14 protein-coding genes and 3 tRNA genes are annotated in these 15950 nt (G+C 46.5%); 2 read left to right on the top strand and 15 right to left on the bottom strand.

What is annotated here, in order from left to right; translation table 11 throughout:
• Window positions 1-575: 575 nt before the first annotated feature.
• The 11 genes from H6X83_RS06245 to H6X83_RS06195 form a co-directional block, all read right to left on the bottom strand.
• Window positions 576-761 (bottom strand): hypothetical protein, encoded by a 186-nt coding sequence (locus H6X83_RS06245; protein WP_212508264.1) that lies wholly within the window; start codon window positions 759-761, stop codon window positions 576-578.
• 178 nt (window positions 762-939) lie between these two features.
• A tRNA-Pro gene (locus H6X83_RS06240) sits at window positions 940-1016 on the bottom strand.
• A gap of 35 nt (window positions 1017-1051) precedes the next feature.
• Window positions 1052-1125, bottom strand: a tRNA-Gln gene (locus H6X83_RS06235).
• 114 nt (window positions 1126-1239) lie between these two features.
• The gene (locus tag H6X83_RS06230) at window positions 1240-2859 is read right to left on the bottom strand and encodes an NAD(P)/FAD-dependent oxidoreductase (protein WP_212508263.1); all 1620 of its coding nucleotides are present in this window, start codon (window positions 2857-2859) and stop codon (window positions 1240-1242) included.
• Window positions 2860-3978, bottom strand: coding sequence for an aminoacetone oxidase family FAD-binding enzyme (locus H6X83_RS06225; protein WP_212508262.1), 1119 nt, complete (start codon window positions 3976-3978; stop codon window positions 2860-2862).
• Window positions 3979-4113: 135 nt separating this feature from the next.
• Entirely contained in the window at window positions 4114-4659 is a 546-nt protein-coding gene (locus H6X83_RS06220; RefSeq protein WP_212508261.1) for an NADH peroxidase, read from the bottom strand.
• A 58-nt stretch (window positions 4660-4717) separates the two neighbouring features.
• Window positions 4718-5131, bottom strand: coding sequence for a Fur family transcriptional regulator (locus tag H6X83_RS06215; RefSeq protein WP_212508260.1), 414 nt, complete (start codon window positions 5129-5131; stop codon window positions 4718-4720).
• 366 nt (window positions 5132-5497) lie between these two features.
• Window positions 5498-6205 (bottom strand): B3/B4 domain-containing protein, encoded by a 708-nt coding sequence (locus H6X83_RS06210; RefSeq protein WP_212508259.1) that lies wholly within the window; start codon window positions 6203-6205, stop codon window positions 5498-5500.
• Between the two features lie 20 nt (window positions 6206-6225).
• A complete protein-coding gene (locus tag H6X83_RS06205) occupies window positions 6226-6903 on the bottom strand; it encodes a DUF554 domain-containing protein (protein ID WP_212508258.1) in 678 nt (225 codons plus the stop codon).
• 56 nt (window positions 6904-6959) lie between these two features.
• A complete protein-coding gene (locus tag H6X83_RS06200) occupies window positions 6960-7772 on the bottom strand; it encodes a MerR family transcriptional regulator (protein ID WP_212508257.1) in 813 nt (270 codons plus the stop codon).
• A 105-nt stretch (window positions 7773-7877) separates the two neighbouring features.
• A tRNA-Ala gene (locus tag H6X83_RS06195) sits at window positions 7878-7953 on the bottom strand.
• 171 nt (window positions 7954-8124) lie between these two features.
• Between H6X83_RS06195 and H6X83_RS06190 the strand changes: the two genes are divergently transcribed.
• Entirely contained in the window at window positions 8125-9390 is a 1266-nt protein-coding gene (locus tag H6X83_RS06190; RefSeq protein WP_212508256.1) for an HlyC/CorC family transporter, read from the top strand.
• 24 nt (window positions 9391-9414) lie between these two features.
• Window positions 9415-10416 (top strand): glycosyltransferase family 2 protein, encoded by a 1002-nt coding sequence (locus H6X83_RS06185; RefSeq protein ID WP_212508255.1) that lies wholly within the window; start codon window positions 9415-9417, stop codon window positions 10414-10416.
• Window positions 10417-10490: 74 nt separating this feature from the next.
• On the opposite strand, the gene H6X83_RS06180 is transcribed toward H6X83_RS06185, so the two are convergent.
• The 4 genes from H6X83_RS06180 to H6X83_RS06165 all read right to left on the bottom strand — a co-directional run bounded on the left by H6X83_RS06180 (window position 10491) and on the right by H6X83_RS06165 (window position 15914).
• A complete protein-coding gene (locus H6X83_RS06180; protein WP_212508254.1) occupies window positions 10491-11435 on the bottom strand; it encodes a transketolase family protein in 945 nt (314 codons plus the stop codon).
• A gap of 2 nt (window positions 11436-11437) precedes the next feature.
• Window positions 11438-12280: a transketolase gene (locus H6X83_RS06175; protein ID WP_212508253.1), complete on the bottom strand. Its 843-nt coding sequence runs from the start codon at window positions 12278-12280 to the stop codon at window positions 11438-11440.
• Window positions 12281-12429: 149 nt separating this feature from the next.
• The gene (locus tag H6X83_RS06170; protein WP_212508252.1) at window positions 12430-14181 is read right to left on the bottom strand and encodes an ABC transporter ATP-binding protein; all 1752 of its coding nucleotides are present in this window, start codon (window positions 14179-14181) and stop codon (window positions 12430-12432) included.
• Entirely contained in the window at window positions 14178-15914 is a 1737-nt protein-coding gene (locus tag H6X83_RS06165) for an ABC transporter ATP-binding protein (RefSeq protein ID WP_212508251.1), read from the bottom strand. The genes H6X83_RS06170 and H6X83_RS06165 overlap by 4 nt, the downstream gene beginning before the upstream one ends.
• Between the last annotated feature and the right edge of the window lie 36 nt (window positions 15915-15950).

The following is a 15950-nucleotide window of genomic DNA, read 5'->3' as shown; positions in this document are numbered from 1 at the left end:
CTTCTGTTAGTTATTAGGATGCTAACGAATGGTAGTTTGATACTGCCTTTTCCCACTATTCTGTTATTTACCATGCTGCTCCGGGTTTCTCTTATACGCTTGTCTGCATCATTGTATGGGGGCAACTGAACCGTTCCACCCGTCTGGACATTTATCTTTTAACAATCATGAACGGATCTTCCGTGTTGGCTACTTCCTTTTCCTGCTTTCCATCGGCGGATACGCAGGTGCTTTTCAAGGCTTTATGCATGTCTATGTAATAACTGCCGCCGTTATTCTTCTTCCCATTGCGTCACTTACCCTGATTATGATAAGCACGGTCTCAAAGGATCTGCTGCCCACTTGGCATCTGCGCAACCAAGGCACTGACCAGATATACCTTCGGCGCTGTAGGCATAGGCGTTTTGTCAAAAGTAACTTTTGACATTCCAGAACGTATGAGCTGCTATAGTTTGTTGACTTCAGCGCTGCAGCACTAGGTGCCTTTGGATTTCAGCAGCAAGTTAAACCTCACACTAAAAAAGTACCAACATAAGAAAAGGCAGACAGAAAACACTTCTGTCTGCCTTTTTGTATTATTCGCACAGCTTATACTGCGTAATGCAGTCACGCAGCTCATCTTCTGTTTGAATATCCTTGCTGAGAATCGCTCTTTGCGCATCTTCTGGCAATGAGAGGAAGTAATCCTGTAAATCCGGTGTGTTGTTAAAAAAGCGACTATACATATAGGGAAATTGACCCGTGAAAAAAATATTGTCCATTGGAATCACCTCGGTGATAGTGTGTTCCAATTTTCAATTCTTATAATAGGTATTATGTGGAAACGACTTTTCACCCGCCGCATCGGCAAAAAGAGTAAGAAAACGCGTAATCCTTAACCTTTTGAAAAACAAAAAAATCTCGGAAGCCATTTAGTACTGACCTCCGAGATTTCCATTCTGGTCGAGGTGACTGGATTTGAACCAGCGACTTCTACGTCCCGAACGTAGCGCTCTACCAAGCTGAGCCACACCTCGTAAAAGAAAGTCCCGTATTTCCGGGACTTCTATGTTGGTTGCGGAAGAAGGATTCGAACCCTCACAAACAGAGTCAGAGTCTGTCGTGCTACCTTTACACAATTCCGCAATATCCGCTGCTCAACCACATGTACTAAGTGAAGCAACGTGTATTATTATACCAAACTTCAAAGAAAAGTCAACCCTTTTTTCAAAAATAATTGAAAAAGTTTATATTTCGGCTTCAGTCGACTTCTGATTTCGTTGTAGTCTGTAAAATCGCCTCTGCGCAGCGAATACCATCCACCGCAGCAGAAACGATCCCGCCTGCATAGCCCGCTCCCTCTCCGCAGGGATAAAGCCCTTCCGCATGAATTGCGGTCAGGTTTTCCGTACGCACAATCCGCACCGACGAAGAAGAACGGCTCTCCACCGCCGTCAGCAGTGCATCCGGATCATCAAACCCCTGCAGCCGTCCAGCCATTTGGCGAACCCCTTGCTCCAGCGATTCCGTCAGAAAATGCGGCAGGCATCGATGCAGGTCTGTACCCGTCACGCCACGGCTGTACGTAGGTTTTACTCGTCCAAAGGCAATGCTTGCCCGTCCCTCCAAAAAGTCGCCCAAGCGCTGTACAGGCGCAAGATAACTGCCGCCGCCTGCTTCAAAAGCGCGACTTTCCAGTGTACGCTGCAGTTCAATACCGGCAAGGGGACTGCTGCTGCCAAAGTCTTCCGGCGTTAGTCCCACCAAAAGCGCCGCATTTGCGTTTTCCCCATCACGTGCAAAAACACTCATGCCATTTGTAACAACACGTTTGTCTTCACTCGCAGCAGCTACAACCGTACCGCCTGGGCACATACAGAATGTATACACCCCCCTGCCGTTCTGCAGATGCACTGCAAGCTTATAGTTAGAAGCGCCAAGCGCCGGATCACCTGCGGCGGCTCCATACTGTGCCTTGTCGATTTGGGTCTGCAGGTGTTCAATACGCACACCGACCGCAAAGGGTTTCTGCTGCAAGGTCAACTGATTTTTCAGCAGCATGTCAAATGTATCGCGTGCGCTGTGGCCAACTGCCAAAATCAGGTGCCGGCATGGCAGTTCGTACTGATTGCCATCCTGCTGGCTGACTGTAACAGACCGCAATACACCATTTTGAAGAGAAAGATTGCTCAAAGTTGAATGAAAGCGGACTTCCCCACCAAGTGCAATAATTTTTTCGCGCAGTGTTTTTACTACGCTTGGCAGCTTGTCCGTACCGATATGCGGTTTTGCTTCCCAGAGAATGCACTCCGGCGCACCTGCCTGCACAAAAGATTCCAGCACATGACGGATGCGCGGATCCTTTGTACCGGTCGTCAGCTTTCCGTCAGAAAAGGTACCGGCACCTCCCTCCCCAAACTGAACATTGGATGTCGGATCTAAAACACCACTTTCCCAGAACTGCTGAACATTCTTCTGTCGTTCCTCCACAGAAGCACCACGTTCCAACACGATTGGCTTTTGGCCCGCCTGCGCAAGAATCAGCGCCGCAAAAAGGCCGGCCGGGCCAAAGCCCGCTACTACCGGGCGAACTGCCAGTGGTCGGCTCTGCGGCAGCTGATATTGATAGATTTGTGTTTCCTGGATTTTGCGGTCTTTTTGAAGAACACTTCTGCGAATCTGTATGCCTGGCCGCAACGTTACTTCTGCTGTGCAGGTAAAGTGAACATTCTCTTTTCGGCGTGCGTCCACTGAACGGCGATACAGCCTGCAGGAAACAATATCTTGTTCCTTAACATGCAGACGTTTTGCTGCGTGTGCAGTCAATTCCTGTTCGTCACTGTTCAGCCCAAGTGCAATTTCCGATACATGATAGACCATTTATTTGTGTGCCTCCTCACAAACAGACTGCACTGCGCACAGAGCAGTACTCCACGCCCAATGCAGATTAAAGCCGCCGCAGTCACCGTCAACATTCAGGATTTCTCCTACAATCCATGCTCCCGGTGAACGCAGGCTCTGGCAGGTCTCATCCAACTGTGAAAGCGGTACACCGCCCGCTGTAACCTGTGCATGCTTAAAATCTTCCGTATGTTCTACTGTAAAGCAGAAGTCTTTGCACTGCGCAAACGGGCATGCCTGTACCAATGCTTTGTGCAGAACGCCGTCCAGTCTGCCGCCGGTAATCTTTTGCAGCTCCGAAAGCGTATAATCCGGCACAAGGTCAATCGAAACCGTATCGCCCGGCAACGCATCTCTGGAGAGTTCAAAAATGCAGATACCGGAAAGACCGTGTTCGGTAAACTGCACCTCACCGCAAGTCTGCCGCAGAATTTTGCTTCCTCGCTGCAGAGAAACCGCGGCCTGCGCACGCACCCCTTTCAGAGCACGAACGCGCTTCACCTCTTTTACAGCAATCGGTACCAGCGCCGGTTTCAGCGGTGTAATACTGTGTTTTAGCTGCCGCAGCAGCGGATAGCCGCTCTCCGCCCCCGCCTGCGCCATTCCTCCGGAAGCCAACAGCAGGAATCTGGCACACACAGTTGTTCCATCCTGCGAAAGAATCGTATAGCCATTGGAGGTACGCCTTACAGTACGCACAGCAAAACCGCACTGTTCGGTTACTTCATGCCGCTCCAGCTGCGCACGCAGAATATTCAGCACGGTTGCGGCCTGCATACTGTAAGGATACACCCTGCCTTCCGACTGTTCACGGCAAAGCAAACCCAACTGCTGGAAATAGGCCAGTATCCTTTTTGGCGGAAACGCTTTCAGGATACCTTCCGCATATTTTGTGTCACCGTGATAGTGCGAAACGTCAGCGTGCATGTTGGTCAGATTACAGCGTCCGTTTCCTGTTGCAAGCAGTTTTTTCCCGACCCGCGGCGCTGCTTCCAGCAGGATTACATTGGCACCGCCAAGCAGTTCGGCTGCGCGAACTGCACCCAACAGACCAGACGCACCGCCGCCAATCACAGCAAGTGTATAAATTTTTGGCATACTGCTCCCTCCTTATACAGCAGTATTATTGTAAACAATCTGACCGCAAAATGCAAACTTCTTTCTGTTTAGAAAAAAATTCTGCCCCGCCTATGCAGAAACACAGGTGGGGCAGAAAACGAATCAAATTACAAATTATTCACCGAAATAACGCTTGAGCAGGCCCTGAAACCCAGCACCATGGCGAGCTTCATCTTTTGCCATCTCATGTACAGTATCGTGGATTGCGTCGTAGTTCAGAGCCTTGGCTTTCTTTGCCAAAGCCAGTTTGCCCTCGCAGGCACCTGCTTCTGCAGCAGCACGCAGCTGTAGATTTTTCTTCGTACTCTTGGTTAACACTTCACCAAGCATCTCCGCAAACTTGGAAGCGTGCTCTGCCTCTTCGAATGCATAACGCTTGTAAGCTTCTGCAATTTCCGGATAACCGTCGCGTTCTGCCTGACGGCTCATTGCAAGGTACATACCGACTTCGGTGCACTCGCCAGTGAAGTTGTCTTTCAGGCCCTGATACACTTCGGGGTCGCAACCCTGTGCCACACCCACCTCATGTTCACAGGCAAAACCAACATTTTCAACCTGCTCCTTAAACTTGGAAGCCGGTGCATGGCACTGCGGGCAGAATTCCGGCGGTGTATCTCCTTCGTAAACATATCCACATACTGAGCAAACCCACTTTTTCATTTGTAATTACCTCCATTAAAAAATTTAATTTTACCAATACTTGTTCTATCAGAAAGGGTCATTTACCCTTTTCTGCCTTTAATTTTGCCAGGCAGTCACCACAGAATCCGCGAAACACAACCTGATGGCTGAGAACACGAACTCCGAGGATACGGGAAACTTCGCTGTCCGACTCCGGATCAACAAATTCGTCTTCTACATCCAAAACCGTGCCACAGACAGTACAGACAAAGTGTGAGTGCGGTGTAACATCGGCATCATAGCGTTCCTGCCCTTCTACCACACCAACGCTGACCACAGTGCCGTCTTCTTTAAATCGGCTAAGATTCCGGTAAACAGTGCCTAGACTCAAGTCAGGAAAAGAAGGTTTTAGCTGCTGATAAACCCAATCTGCTGTGGGGTGTGACTTTGTTCCCCGCAGGACTTCAAGGATAGCTTTGCGCTTTCGACTGAAATTTTGTTTTTTCTCCATAATGGCAATACTCCAAATTAAACTGATAATAATTATTTTTTTCGTAAATATTGTAGCATATATGGTTGTCAGTGTAAAGGTTCAGCGGCTAAATCGATAATAGTTATTGTTCTTATTCCCTGCCTGTATAATAACACACAGTTTTGATTTTGTAAAGACCTTTTTTGAAATATTTTAATTTTTTTGCACACAAAATAAAAACAGTCGTACTCCCTGCTGTCAGGTAGGTACGACTGTTTTTGCTGCTGGTTCCATGAAACTCTTCAGGTGTGTGTTATATTCATGATCTGCACGCTATATGTTTGAAATTGTACATTGTTTACACAACATTATTTTATGAATTACTACTCTGTGGAAATCTATTCTTCAAGAATGAATTGTAAATGTATTATTTTCAGAATTGACCCAGCCTACTTGAACGTTGCAATTGAAATATTGTCGAAGTAAAGTTGCCAATTCTTCTTGCGCCGATAAAAGATGTTTTTTATTGAAATATTCGAATCCATCAATTGGGAAAAGGACGCTGTTGGTACTGTCAATAATTTTACCCTGCTCACTCTGCCGCCAAATCCATCGGCGAGTGCGGACAGAATGTCCTGTTGCATATACGATTTCCCCAATTTCAAGCGACTCGCTTTCGGTTTGGCCGAACGGGATAAAGAAGTCCCCTGTCTGCGTATTACGCACATAAAAATCTTCTTCAGAGCTGTTAAGATCATGAGCACCTATAGGAACTTTGTATTTTAATGAAATAGCGTTTCCCAAATCAACAATTGGATTTATAGAAGGTAGTCCTTTTTTCTTGGATATTCGAGTCAGCAAAGCCTCTATAGAACACATATATTTATTTGGGTTTATATTCATCGCTCGAAAGGCATCCCGATAACAGGCTATTTCTTCACTTTGCTTTACTGATTTATTTTCAAAACAAACTTCGCAAGAATCAATGCTTTTTTGCAGCAGCATATCAATTTCAGGTATCTTCTGTGTATTATCAATACCTGATGCCTTAACGACTGCAAAACAAACACCTTTCAATGTTTGAAAAACCGATGGTTCAACAATAAAATTCAAAATATGTTCCTCCTTTAAATTTATAATATAGCTTTTATTATAAACCACACAATCGGCACAAATAATGCAGGCACCATGTTCAGCGCATTGAAATCCTTGATTTTTAAAATGGAAAGTCCGGAGCTCAAAATCAAAAAGCCGCCGATCAGTGAGATTTCTACAAGTAAATCAGCGGTCAGAAAAGGTGATAAATAACCTGCAAAAAGATAAATGCTGCCTTGCCACAAGAACAGTACTGCTGCGGCAAAAGCAATTCCGATACCATAAGTAGACGCTAAAACCAGTGATGTAACGAAATCCAGTGTCGCGTTTGTATACAAATAAGTTTGGTTGCCATGAAGTGCGCTCTCCATAGGTCCTAAGATAGATAATGTTCCGATACAAAACAACAATATGGCAGTGGAGAGTCCTTGACTCAAAGTTCCTGTAGAGAAACGTTTTATGAACCTTTCAAATCTGCCATTCAAATCTAAAACAGAACCGACTAAACTGCCGATTGCTAAACTGATGATAAACAACACTGGGAAAGTACTTTTAGACATATTTTGAACAATTGCGTTTATTCCAAGACCGCATGCAACAAGTCCCATAGCGTTATACAATGCACTTTGATATTTTTCACCAATGCCTTTTTTTATGCTGCCTCCTATTATGCTGCCGATTAAAATAGTAAGCGTATTTACGATAGTACCTATCACGACGAGACCCCCTTTATTACAAATAATAAACCCTCCAATAGTTGGAGGGTCAAGATTTATTTATATGGAATTTGTATCTCGGTAACGAATTTCGAGGGATCGTTGGTAAGGCCGTAATCAATTAAAGCAAATTCAAGTGGATCTCCTGTTAGTGCATACCCTTTTTCTTTCATATATTGAAGCATTCTGATATAGGAAGCTTTCGCGTCTTTATGTGTACCATGAAAGCGCAAAGTCAAATAATTGCCGCCCGGCAAACAAGACAAGTTTTCACCGCAGTTGTCCTCCGGTTCAATAACAACAAAAACAGCAGAAAATTTATCAAAATTACCTGCTTGAAGATTAAAGCATGATATGGAAACGCCTACTTTCCCAAGAAACATCACTGCGTGGAGAGAATTACGTTTTGCCAATTCACGGATTGGTCGTTCCAAGTCGTCCGAAATTGAGAGTTCTTTTTTTAGTACAGCTATTTCTCTATCATTTAGAGTACGCTCTTCTATTTTATCAAATTCAGTTTGAGATGCATGTTCAATCTGCAGTAACCTGTTTTCAATTTTTCTTTCGATTTGATCTAACCGTTTACGCTCTTCTTCTACTTGATGCTTTTGCTCCTCAAGAATTTCAAGCATCTTTTTATCATCACGATTTTCAAAAAACTCACGGATTTTAGGCAGAGGCATATTTAATGATCGGAGATAACGAATTGTATTCAGACACTCAAATTGACGGGTGGAATAATAGCGATATCCGTTTTTTTCGTCAACGGATTCGGGCTTTAGCAAAGATATCTTATCGTAATGACGAAGGAGACGAACATCTATATTAAAAAGTTTAGAAATTTCTCCTATCGAAAACAATTCATTCATAGTAGCCTCCTATTTAAACTTACAAAGATGCCGCTTTAGTATTTCAATATAAATTAAAAAAGCCGCACAGCCAAGCCCTAAAAACGGCTTAACCATGCGGTGTTTTGGTGGAGCATAGCGGGCTCGAACCGCTGACCTCCACACTGCCAGTGTGGCGCTCTCCCAGCTGAGCTAATGCCCCAAATTACCTGCTACTCAAAGCAGCTTGTTTATAATATCACAGAAAATTCGAAAATGCAAGCTTTTTTTCGAATTATTTTTCATATTGCAATCAAATTGCATTCCTGTTAAAATTGTATCAGATGAAAAATAGACTTTTTTAAAAACATTTGTTAGGGGATTTACTGCAATCATGGACAATGTGCTGCTGGCTCAATTATTTGTCATTATTCTTTGTGTTATCCTTTCTGCATTTTTTTCAGCTGCAGAAACCGCTTATAACACACTGAACCGTGTTCGCATAAAGAATATGGCGGCAGACGGCAACAAGCGCGCGCAGCTTACACTTCATATCGTAGAGAACTATGATAATCTGCTCTCTACTATTTTAATTGGAAACAACGTTGTGAATATTTTAGCCTCCTCACTTGCAACGGTGTTTTTCACATACTTGTTAGGGCAGGATGGTGTTACTGCCGCAACAGTAATCATGACTGTACTGGTTCTGGTTTTCGGCGAAATCACGCCAAAGGGACTTGCAAAAGAATTTCCAGATCGGTATGCCATGTCGGTCGCGCCTGCCATGCGCGTACTGATTCTGCTTTTATCGCCGCTGAACTGGCTGTTTTTCAAATGGAAGTCCCTGCTTACCCACCTGTGCAAAAAAAGCGGAGACGACAGCAAAATGACGCAGGACGAGCTGATGACGATTGTTGACGAAGCGCAGAATGACGGTGGTATTGATGAACGCAATGGTGACCTGATTCGTTCCGCTATTGAATTCAATGATTTGGATGCAGGCGATATTCTGACTCCCCGCGTAGATGTAATTGCCATCGACCGCGAAGCGCCACTCGATGAAATTACAAATCTGTTCATCAACAACGGTTTTTCCCGCATACCAGTTTACGAAAATTCGATTGACAACATTATCGGTATGATTCACGAAAAAGACTTTTTTCGTGGGCTGCATGCCGGCATGACTTCCATTAGCGGAATTATTAAAAAGATTATTTATGTCAGCACCGGCGTACATATCAGCGACCTGCTGCATGAGCTGCAGCAAAGTCAAACTCATATGGCGGTTGTGGTGGATGAATTTGGTGGAACCGAGGGAATCATCACCATGGAAGATATTGTAGAAGAACTGGTTGGTGAAATTTGGGACGAGCATGACCATGCCATTCAGTACTTCGAAACAATCGATGACCAGCGTTATTCCGTAAACTGCAGTGCTGATTTGGATGATTTTTTCACATTCTTTCATATTGATCTTGACGCGGAAGATTTTGACTACGTGACTGTCGGCGGCTGGGTTATGGAACGCCTTGGAAAAATACCTGCCATCGGCGATTCCTTTACGTATGCAGGTTACACAGTTACTGTCACCAAAACAGCCGCCCGTCATGCGGTTCAAATTGTTCTGCAGAGCCAGCATTCCCTAACCGGCGAAAACTGACCCTTGTCCAGAGGAGGGACAAAAATGCCTGATATCACTCTATCACTAATACTGCCCGTCCGCAATGTGGAGCGGGAAATTGACGGAATACTTCAGTTCCTAGCTGCACAGATTCATTCCATGCCAGCTGAATTGATTATTGTAGATATCGGTTCCACTGACAGTACCGTACTGGAATCCGTGCAGGCACTGCACGCTGCTGATTTGCGCGGCTGTGTGATTCAAAACGGTGACGCCACCATTGCGGCCGCACTAAATACCGGTCTGGCGCGCGTCCACGGTGCTTATGTTTCTTTTCTCTTTGCACGCCGACTGTATTGTAACTTCTTAAATAATTATTATCAGACAGCTGTTCGCACAAACGCAGATTTAGTGTTTGGCTGTACAACCGAAGAAGCTTTTAAACGTGCGTCAAAGCGGCTGCCAGGCACTGGCCCGGAAAGCATTGACTTTGCGCGTCAGCTTTTAAAGCACGAACTTCAAATCGATATTTCGGCAATGATGGTTCGCTCCAGTTTCCTAACAGAAAATCATATTCAGTTCGCAGAAACCTGCAGCTATGGCTATGCAGAAGAGTTCATTCTGCGTTGCATGCTTTTAAGCAATACTGCGGCACAGTCTCCCCTTTTGCTGCAGCGTGATATAGAACACGAACTGCATCGCGGCAAAACCGCTCCCTGTGGTCGGGCTATCCTGCAACGTGCAGACGCAATGTTGCGTATTCTGGACGTACTGCACACCAGCAAATGCGGTACAGCGGATTTAATTGCGCTGTTTCAGGAACAGCGCATCCCAGAAACCATTTTCTCCTGTATTGACATACTGTTGCAGGAAGGCTGCAGTTACAACACAATAAATATGTATCTGCATCATGGCGGCTACGACAAAATGCTGATTACCGGGAAAAGCACAAGTCCCGCCCTGAAAAAGAAAATTATGCTGTGGAAAACCCTTCCATGGATGTACCGTCCGACAAAGCAGTCCCCAAAAACTGCACGTTCATTTTTGAAAACCAAGAAAAAATAAAAGACGCTTTTCAGCAGTCAGAAGACTGTGAAAAGCGTCTTTCTTATATTCTTTTTATTTTTTCAAAAATAGAATTATTTGCCCATTGCCTGCTTGACAGTTTTTTCAATGCCCTCTGCGCACAGACCAAATTCTTTAAGGAGATCCACAGCCGGGCCGGAATGTCCGAAGCAGTCCTGTGTACCCATGCGGATTACCGGAGCAGGATATTCTTCGCAAAGCGTGCTGCACACTGCTTCGCCAAGTCCACCAATAATATTGTGTTCCTCAACGGTCACGATCTTGCCAGTTTCCTTTGCTGCTTTTACAATCAGCTCGCGGTCAAGCGGTTTAATCGTATGGATGTCCAACACACGTACGGAAATACCCTCTGCTTTCAGTGCATCCGCCGCTTTCAGTGCTTCGCTGACCATCAGGCCGGTTGCTGCTACAGTGATGTCGCTGCCGTCACGCAGGGTAATACCTTTGCCAATTTCAAAGTGGAAATCATCGTTGTTGTTGAAGCTTTCCACTGCAAGACGGCCCAGGCGAATGTAGCAGGGGCCATTGTACGCAGCCGCCGCTTTTACAGCCGCCAGCATTTCGTAATGATCGGAGGGGTTCAGCACAACCATGCCCGGAATGGTACGCATCAGTGCAATGTCCTCCAGACACTGGTGGGTGGCACCGTCCTCACCAACAGAAATGCCCGCATGGGAACCGACGATTTTTACATTCAAATGCGGATAGCCAACAGAGTTGCGCACCTGCTCAAAAGCACGGCCTGCACTGAACATTGCGAAGCTTGCGGCAAAGGGAATTTTGCCGCTGGCTGCCAAGCCGGCTGCAATACCAATCATATTGCACTCCGCAATGCCCACATCGATAAAGCGTTCCGGAAATTCTTTTTTAAAAATAGCGGTTTTTGTTGCCGCTGCAAGGTCAGCATCCAGCACAATGATATCCGGGTTTTCCTTTGCTTCTTCTGTAACTGCCATGCCGAAAGATTCGCGTGTTGCCTTTTTTATCATCTCTGCCATCATTATGCCTCCAGTCCGGCTAGTGCAGCCTTCAGTTCTGTCATAGCCTTTTCATACTCCTCAGTGTTTGGAGCCTTGCCGTGCCAGCCAACTGCATTTTCCATGTAGGAAACGCCCTTACCCTTTGTTGTTTTCAAAATAATGCAGCACGGTTTGTCCTTCACTTCATGGAAATGTGCAAAAGCCTTTTCCATTGCCTCAAAGTCATGGCCATCAATCGTCTGCACATCAAAGCCAAAAGCTTCAAATTTTTTGTCAATCGGAGCCGGGCCGCCAACCTCTTCTACCGGGCCGTCAATCTGCAGGCCATTGGAATCCACCAGCACACAAAGGTTGTCCAAATGGTGATGACCTGCAAACATGGAAGCTTCCCAAACCTGTCCTTCTTCCAGCTCACCGTCACCCAGAAGTGTATAAACAGAATAATTCTTTTTATCCAGCTTGCCGGCAAGTGCCATGCCGCAGGCTGCGGAAATGCCCTGCCCAAGTGAGCCGGAGCTCATGTCAATGCCAGGGGTATGTTTCATATCAGGATGTCCCTGCAGCATTGCACCGATATGACGCAGGCTTTTCAGTTCTTCCTTTGAAAAGTAGCCGCGCTCGGCCAGCGCAGAATACAGACCTGGGCAGGTGTGACCCTTGCTCAGGACAAAGCGGTCACGGTCAGGATCCTTTGCATTTTTGGGATCTACCTTCATTTCCTTGAAATAAAGGTAAGTAAAAATGTCGGCAGCAGAAAGCGAGCCGCCGGGATGTCCGGATTTTGCATGATACACACCTTCGATAATGCCCATGCGAACCTTACAGGCAGTAACCTCAAGCGTTTTTTTCTCAGAACTGTTCATGATATCCCTCCTGATGATTTTTCCGTATGCTTCCGCATTTCATTATACTCTATCAGAATTGCCCTTACAAGGCTGTGTGCGCAGAAATTTTCAGAAAGCATGCCTAAAAAGAAGTACAAATTAGCAATACAACTTTTGCAGTTGGCCATTTAGATCTGTGCGCCTGCAAACTGGCTGTTATACAGCTTGGCGTAAAAACCGCCTTTTTGCAGCAGTTCTTCGTGGGTGCCCTGTTCCATAATGTGCCCTTTGTTCATTACTAAAATGCAGTCCGCACTTTTGATTGTGGACAGGCGGTGTGCCACAATAAAGCTGGTACGCCCTTTGATCATTCGGTCAAACGCGTGCTGAATATGAATCTCCGTACGCGTATCAATGGAGCTGGTGGCTTCGTCCAGAATCAGAATCGGCGGATCCACCAGCATCACGCGGGCAATACAGAGAAGCTGCCGCTGCCCCTGTGAAAAGTTGCTGCCGTCTTCACTGATAATCGTGTCATAGCCATGCGGCAGGCGCATAATGAAGTTGTGTGCATGGGCAGCTTTCGCTGCAGCAACAACGTCTTCCATGGACGCATCCGGGCGGCCGTAAGCAATGTTCTCCCGCACAGTGCCGGAAAAAAGCCAGCTGTCCTGCAGCACCATGCCGAAAACTGAGCGCAAACTTGCACGCGTAATATCCCGTACGTTTTTGCCGTCAATGCAGATGCTGCCCTTGTCCGCATCGTAAAAGCGCATCAACAGATTGATAATGGTTGTTTTGCCACAGCCGGTCGGTCCGACGATTGCAATACGTGCACCCGGTTTTGCGTGAATATTCAAATTTTCAATCAGGCTGATCTCTTTGCTGTAGGAAAAATCCAGACTGCTGACATCCACCTGACCTGCTGCATTGGTCAGTGCGGCTGCATCCTGCTTGTCAGGCACTTCTTCAGTTTCATCCAGAAAATCAAACAGGCGCCGTGCGGATGCAAAAGCAGTTTGCAGCTGTGTCACCACTGCGGTTACGTCATTAAACGGTTTGGTGTATTGGTTTGCATATGCAAGGAAGCTTTGCACCTGGCCAATCGTCAGCACGGTTGGCTGACCAGTAATGACACAAGCAGAACCGGTAATAGCAACAGCAGCGTAAACCAAATTGTTGACGAACCGTGTGCTGGGGTTGGAAAGCGAAGAATAAAACTGTGCCTTTACGCCGGACTGATAAAGCCTGCCGTTAATTTCTTCGAACTGCTCCTGTGCGTGCTTTTCGTAGGCAAAAGTTTTAACAATTTTCTGGCCGCCGATATGTTCCTCCACAAAGCCTGTCAGCTCGCCCTGCGTTGCCTGTTGTTCAATGAACTGTTTGTGGCACAAACGCGCAACCATAGCCGCCGCAAAAATGGAAAGCGGCGTTACCAGCACAACAACCAGTGCAATCACCGGACTGATTGCCAGCATAAACAGCAGTGTACCCACAATGGTTACAATACCGGTGAAAAACTGTGTAATTCCCTGCAGCAAGCCATCGCTCACCTGATCAACATCATTGACAATTCGGCCGATAATGTCCCCATGTGCGTGGCTGTCAATGTAGGAAAGCGGCAAAGAATTGATTTTTCGGTAAGTCTGAATGCGCAAATCACGAACCGTTTCGTAAGCAGACTTATTGGTACAGTATGCCTGTACCCACTGGAACAGCGCACTGCCGGCCACCGTAGCCGCCAGCTGAACCAGAATTGGGAATAGCTTTACAAAGTTGACCTGCCCTGTGCCAACAATCTGGTCGATTGCTCTGCCGATTAGGATTGGGCCGTAAAGAGTCAGCGTCACATTGACGATTGCTGAAAGAAGCGCCCCCACCAGAATCGATAGATACGGTTTCATATAACGAAGCAAGCGCTTCAAAATCGGTTTTTTCATTTCACACCAGCCTCCTCTCTGCTCATCTGGCTCAAGCAAATTTCTTTGTAAACTTCGCAGTTTTTCATCAGTTCTTCATGGGTACCGATACCGACCGCTTCGCCATCCTCCAGCACAATGATTTTATCCGCTGTACGAATGGTATTGGCACGCTGTGAAACCAAAATAACCGTGCTATCCTGCGTTTCCTCACGAATTGCTTTGCGCAGTGCCGCATCTGTGGCAAAATCCAACGCACTGGCGGAGTCATCTAAAATCAAAATCTGCGGACTGCCAACCAGCGCACGGGCAATCGTCAGGCGCTGACGCTGTCCGCCAGAAAAGTTCTTGCCTCCAGCTTCCACAATACTGTCCATCCCCTGCTTCATCCGGCTGACAAATTCCGCCGACTGGGAAATTCGCAGCGCCGTCTGCAGTTCCTCCTCGGAAGCAGTTTGGTTCCGCCAGCGCAGGTTGCTGCGAATCGTGCCGGTAAACAAGCGCGCTTCCTGCGGCACCATGCCAACCAGATGGCGAAGCTGTGCAAACGGATACTGCTGTACTGGCACACCATCAACCAAAACCTGCCCTTTTGTTGTTTCATATAAGCGCGGAATCAGTCTGACCAAGGTGCTTTTACCGCAACCCGTGCCGCCGATGATGCCAATCGTTTCTCCCTTATTGATTGTCAAATTGATATTTTGCAGTGCATATTTGTCGCTGCCGTCATAGGAAAAGCTAACATCGCGAAACTCCACTTTCGGCACACCGGGTACCGGCTGAACCGGCTTGTCCCCTTTTTCCTGAATAGCAGGCACTGTTTCCAACACTTCTGTAACACGTGAAGCGGAAGCAGATGCTTTTGTAAAGACAACCACCAGATTTGCAACGACCATTAAGGCAAGCAGTGTCTGACTCATATAATTAACAAACGCCATGACCTGCCCCTGGCTCAGGCTGCCGGTATTTACCTGCGTACCGCCGAACCAGAGAATGGCAACTACTGAAAAGTTCATAATCATGTAAGTCACCGGATTCAGCAAAGCGGAAAGTTTGCCGACCCGCACCGCAATATCTGCCTGTGCTTCTGCAGCTGTATTAAAGCGTCCTTCTTCCGTCTTTTCACGAGAAAAAGCACGAATCACGCGCACCCCGGAAAGGCCCTCACGTGAAACCAATGAAATGCGGTCCAACTTCTGCTGCATAACTTTAAAGAACGGCACACTGCGGCTCATAATAAGGTACAGTGCAAGACCAATTAGCGGTGTTGCCACCAGAAAAATCAAGCCAAGTTTCCAATCAATCGAAATTGCCATAATGACCGAACCAATCGCCAAAAAAGGCGCGCGAATCACCAGACGAACCAGCATGGCAACTGCCACCTGAAGCTGATTAATATCATTCGTAATCCTTGTTATCAGCGACGGCGTTCCAAATGTATCAATTTCCGTATGAGAAAAACTGTTGATTTTTTCATACATAGCACTGCGCAGTGAGGTGCCGAATCCCTGTGATGCGTAGGAGGCCATTCGCTGGCAGACCAGCGTACTGCAAAGCCCGACCGCCGCAAGGACAAGCATAATCATTCCCTGATGATAAACATACGGCAAATTGCCTTTTCGCACACCGTTGTCAATCATATCCGCAACGACCAGCGGCACAATTAATTCAAAAATTGCCTCTATCAACTTGAACGCTGGGCCTAAGATCATAAACACCCGATATTTTTTCAGATACTTAGCCAACTTCCGCATAGATATACTCCTCTGCTACTGAATTTACAGCTACCA

The organism is Caproicibacterium amylolyticum (assembly GCF_014467055.1).
Classification (GTDB): Bacteria; Bacillota; Clostridia; order Oscillospirales; family Acutalibacteraceae; genus Caproicibacterium; species Caproicibacterium amylolyticum.
This window is presented reverse-complemented; position numbering and strand designations above follow the sequence as displayed.

Coding starts and splice junctions, on each gene's coding strand:
- H6X83_RS06200 (WP_212508257.1), bottom strand. CDS start 7,772: ATGAATGAATTGTTTTCGATAGGAGAAATTTCTAAACTTTTTAATATA.
- H6X83_RS06165 (WP_212508251.1), bottom strand. CDS start 15,914: ATGCGGAAGTTGGCTAAGTATCTGAAAAAATATCGGGTGTTTATGATC.
- H6X83_RS06175 (WP_212508253.1), bottom strand. CDS start 12,280: ATGAACAGTTCTGAGAAAAAAACGCTTGAGGTTACTGCCTGTAAGGTT.
- H6X83_RS06245 (WP_212508264.1), bottom strand. CDS start 761: ATGGACAATATTTTTTTCACGGGTCAATTTCCCTATATGTATAGTCGC.
- H6X83_RS06220 (WP_212508261.1), bottom strand. CDS start 4,659: ATGAAAAAGTGGGTTTGCTCAGTATGTGGATATGTTTACGAAGGAGAT.
- H6X83_RS06185 (WP_212508255.1), top strand. CDS start 9,415: ATGCCTGATATCACTCTATCACTAATACTGCCCGTCCGCAATGTGGAG.
- H6X83_RS06180 (WP_212508254.1), bottom strand. CDS start 11,435: ATGGCAGAGATGATAAAAAAGGCAACACGCGAATCTTTCGGCATGGCA.
- H6X83_RS06190 (WP_212508256.1), top strand. CDS start 8,125: ATGGACAATGTGCTGCTGGCTCAATTATTTGTCATTATTCTTTGTGTT.
- H6X83_RS06225 (WP_212508262.1), bottom strand. CDS start 3,978: ATGCCAAAAATTTATACACTTGCTGTGATTGGCGGCGGTGCGTCTGGT.
- H6X83_RS06170 (WP_212508252.1), bottom strand. CDS start 14,181: ATGAAAAAACCGATTTTGAAGCGCTTGCTTCGTTATATGAAACCGTAT.
- H6X83_RS06215 (WP_212508260.1), bottom strand. CDS start 5,131: ATGGAGAAAAAACAAAATTTCAGTCGAAAGCGCAAAGCTATCCTTGAA.
- H6X83_RS06230 (WP_212508263.1), bottom strand. CDS start 2,859: ATGGTCTATCATGTATCGGAAATTGCACTTGGGCTGAACAGTGACGAA.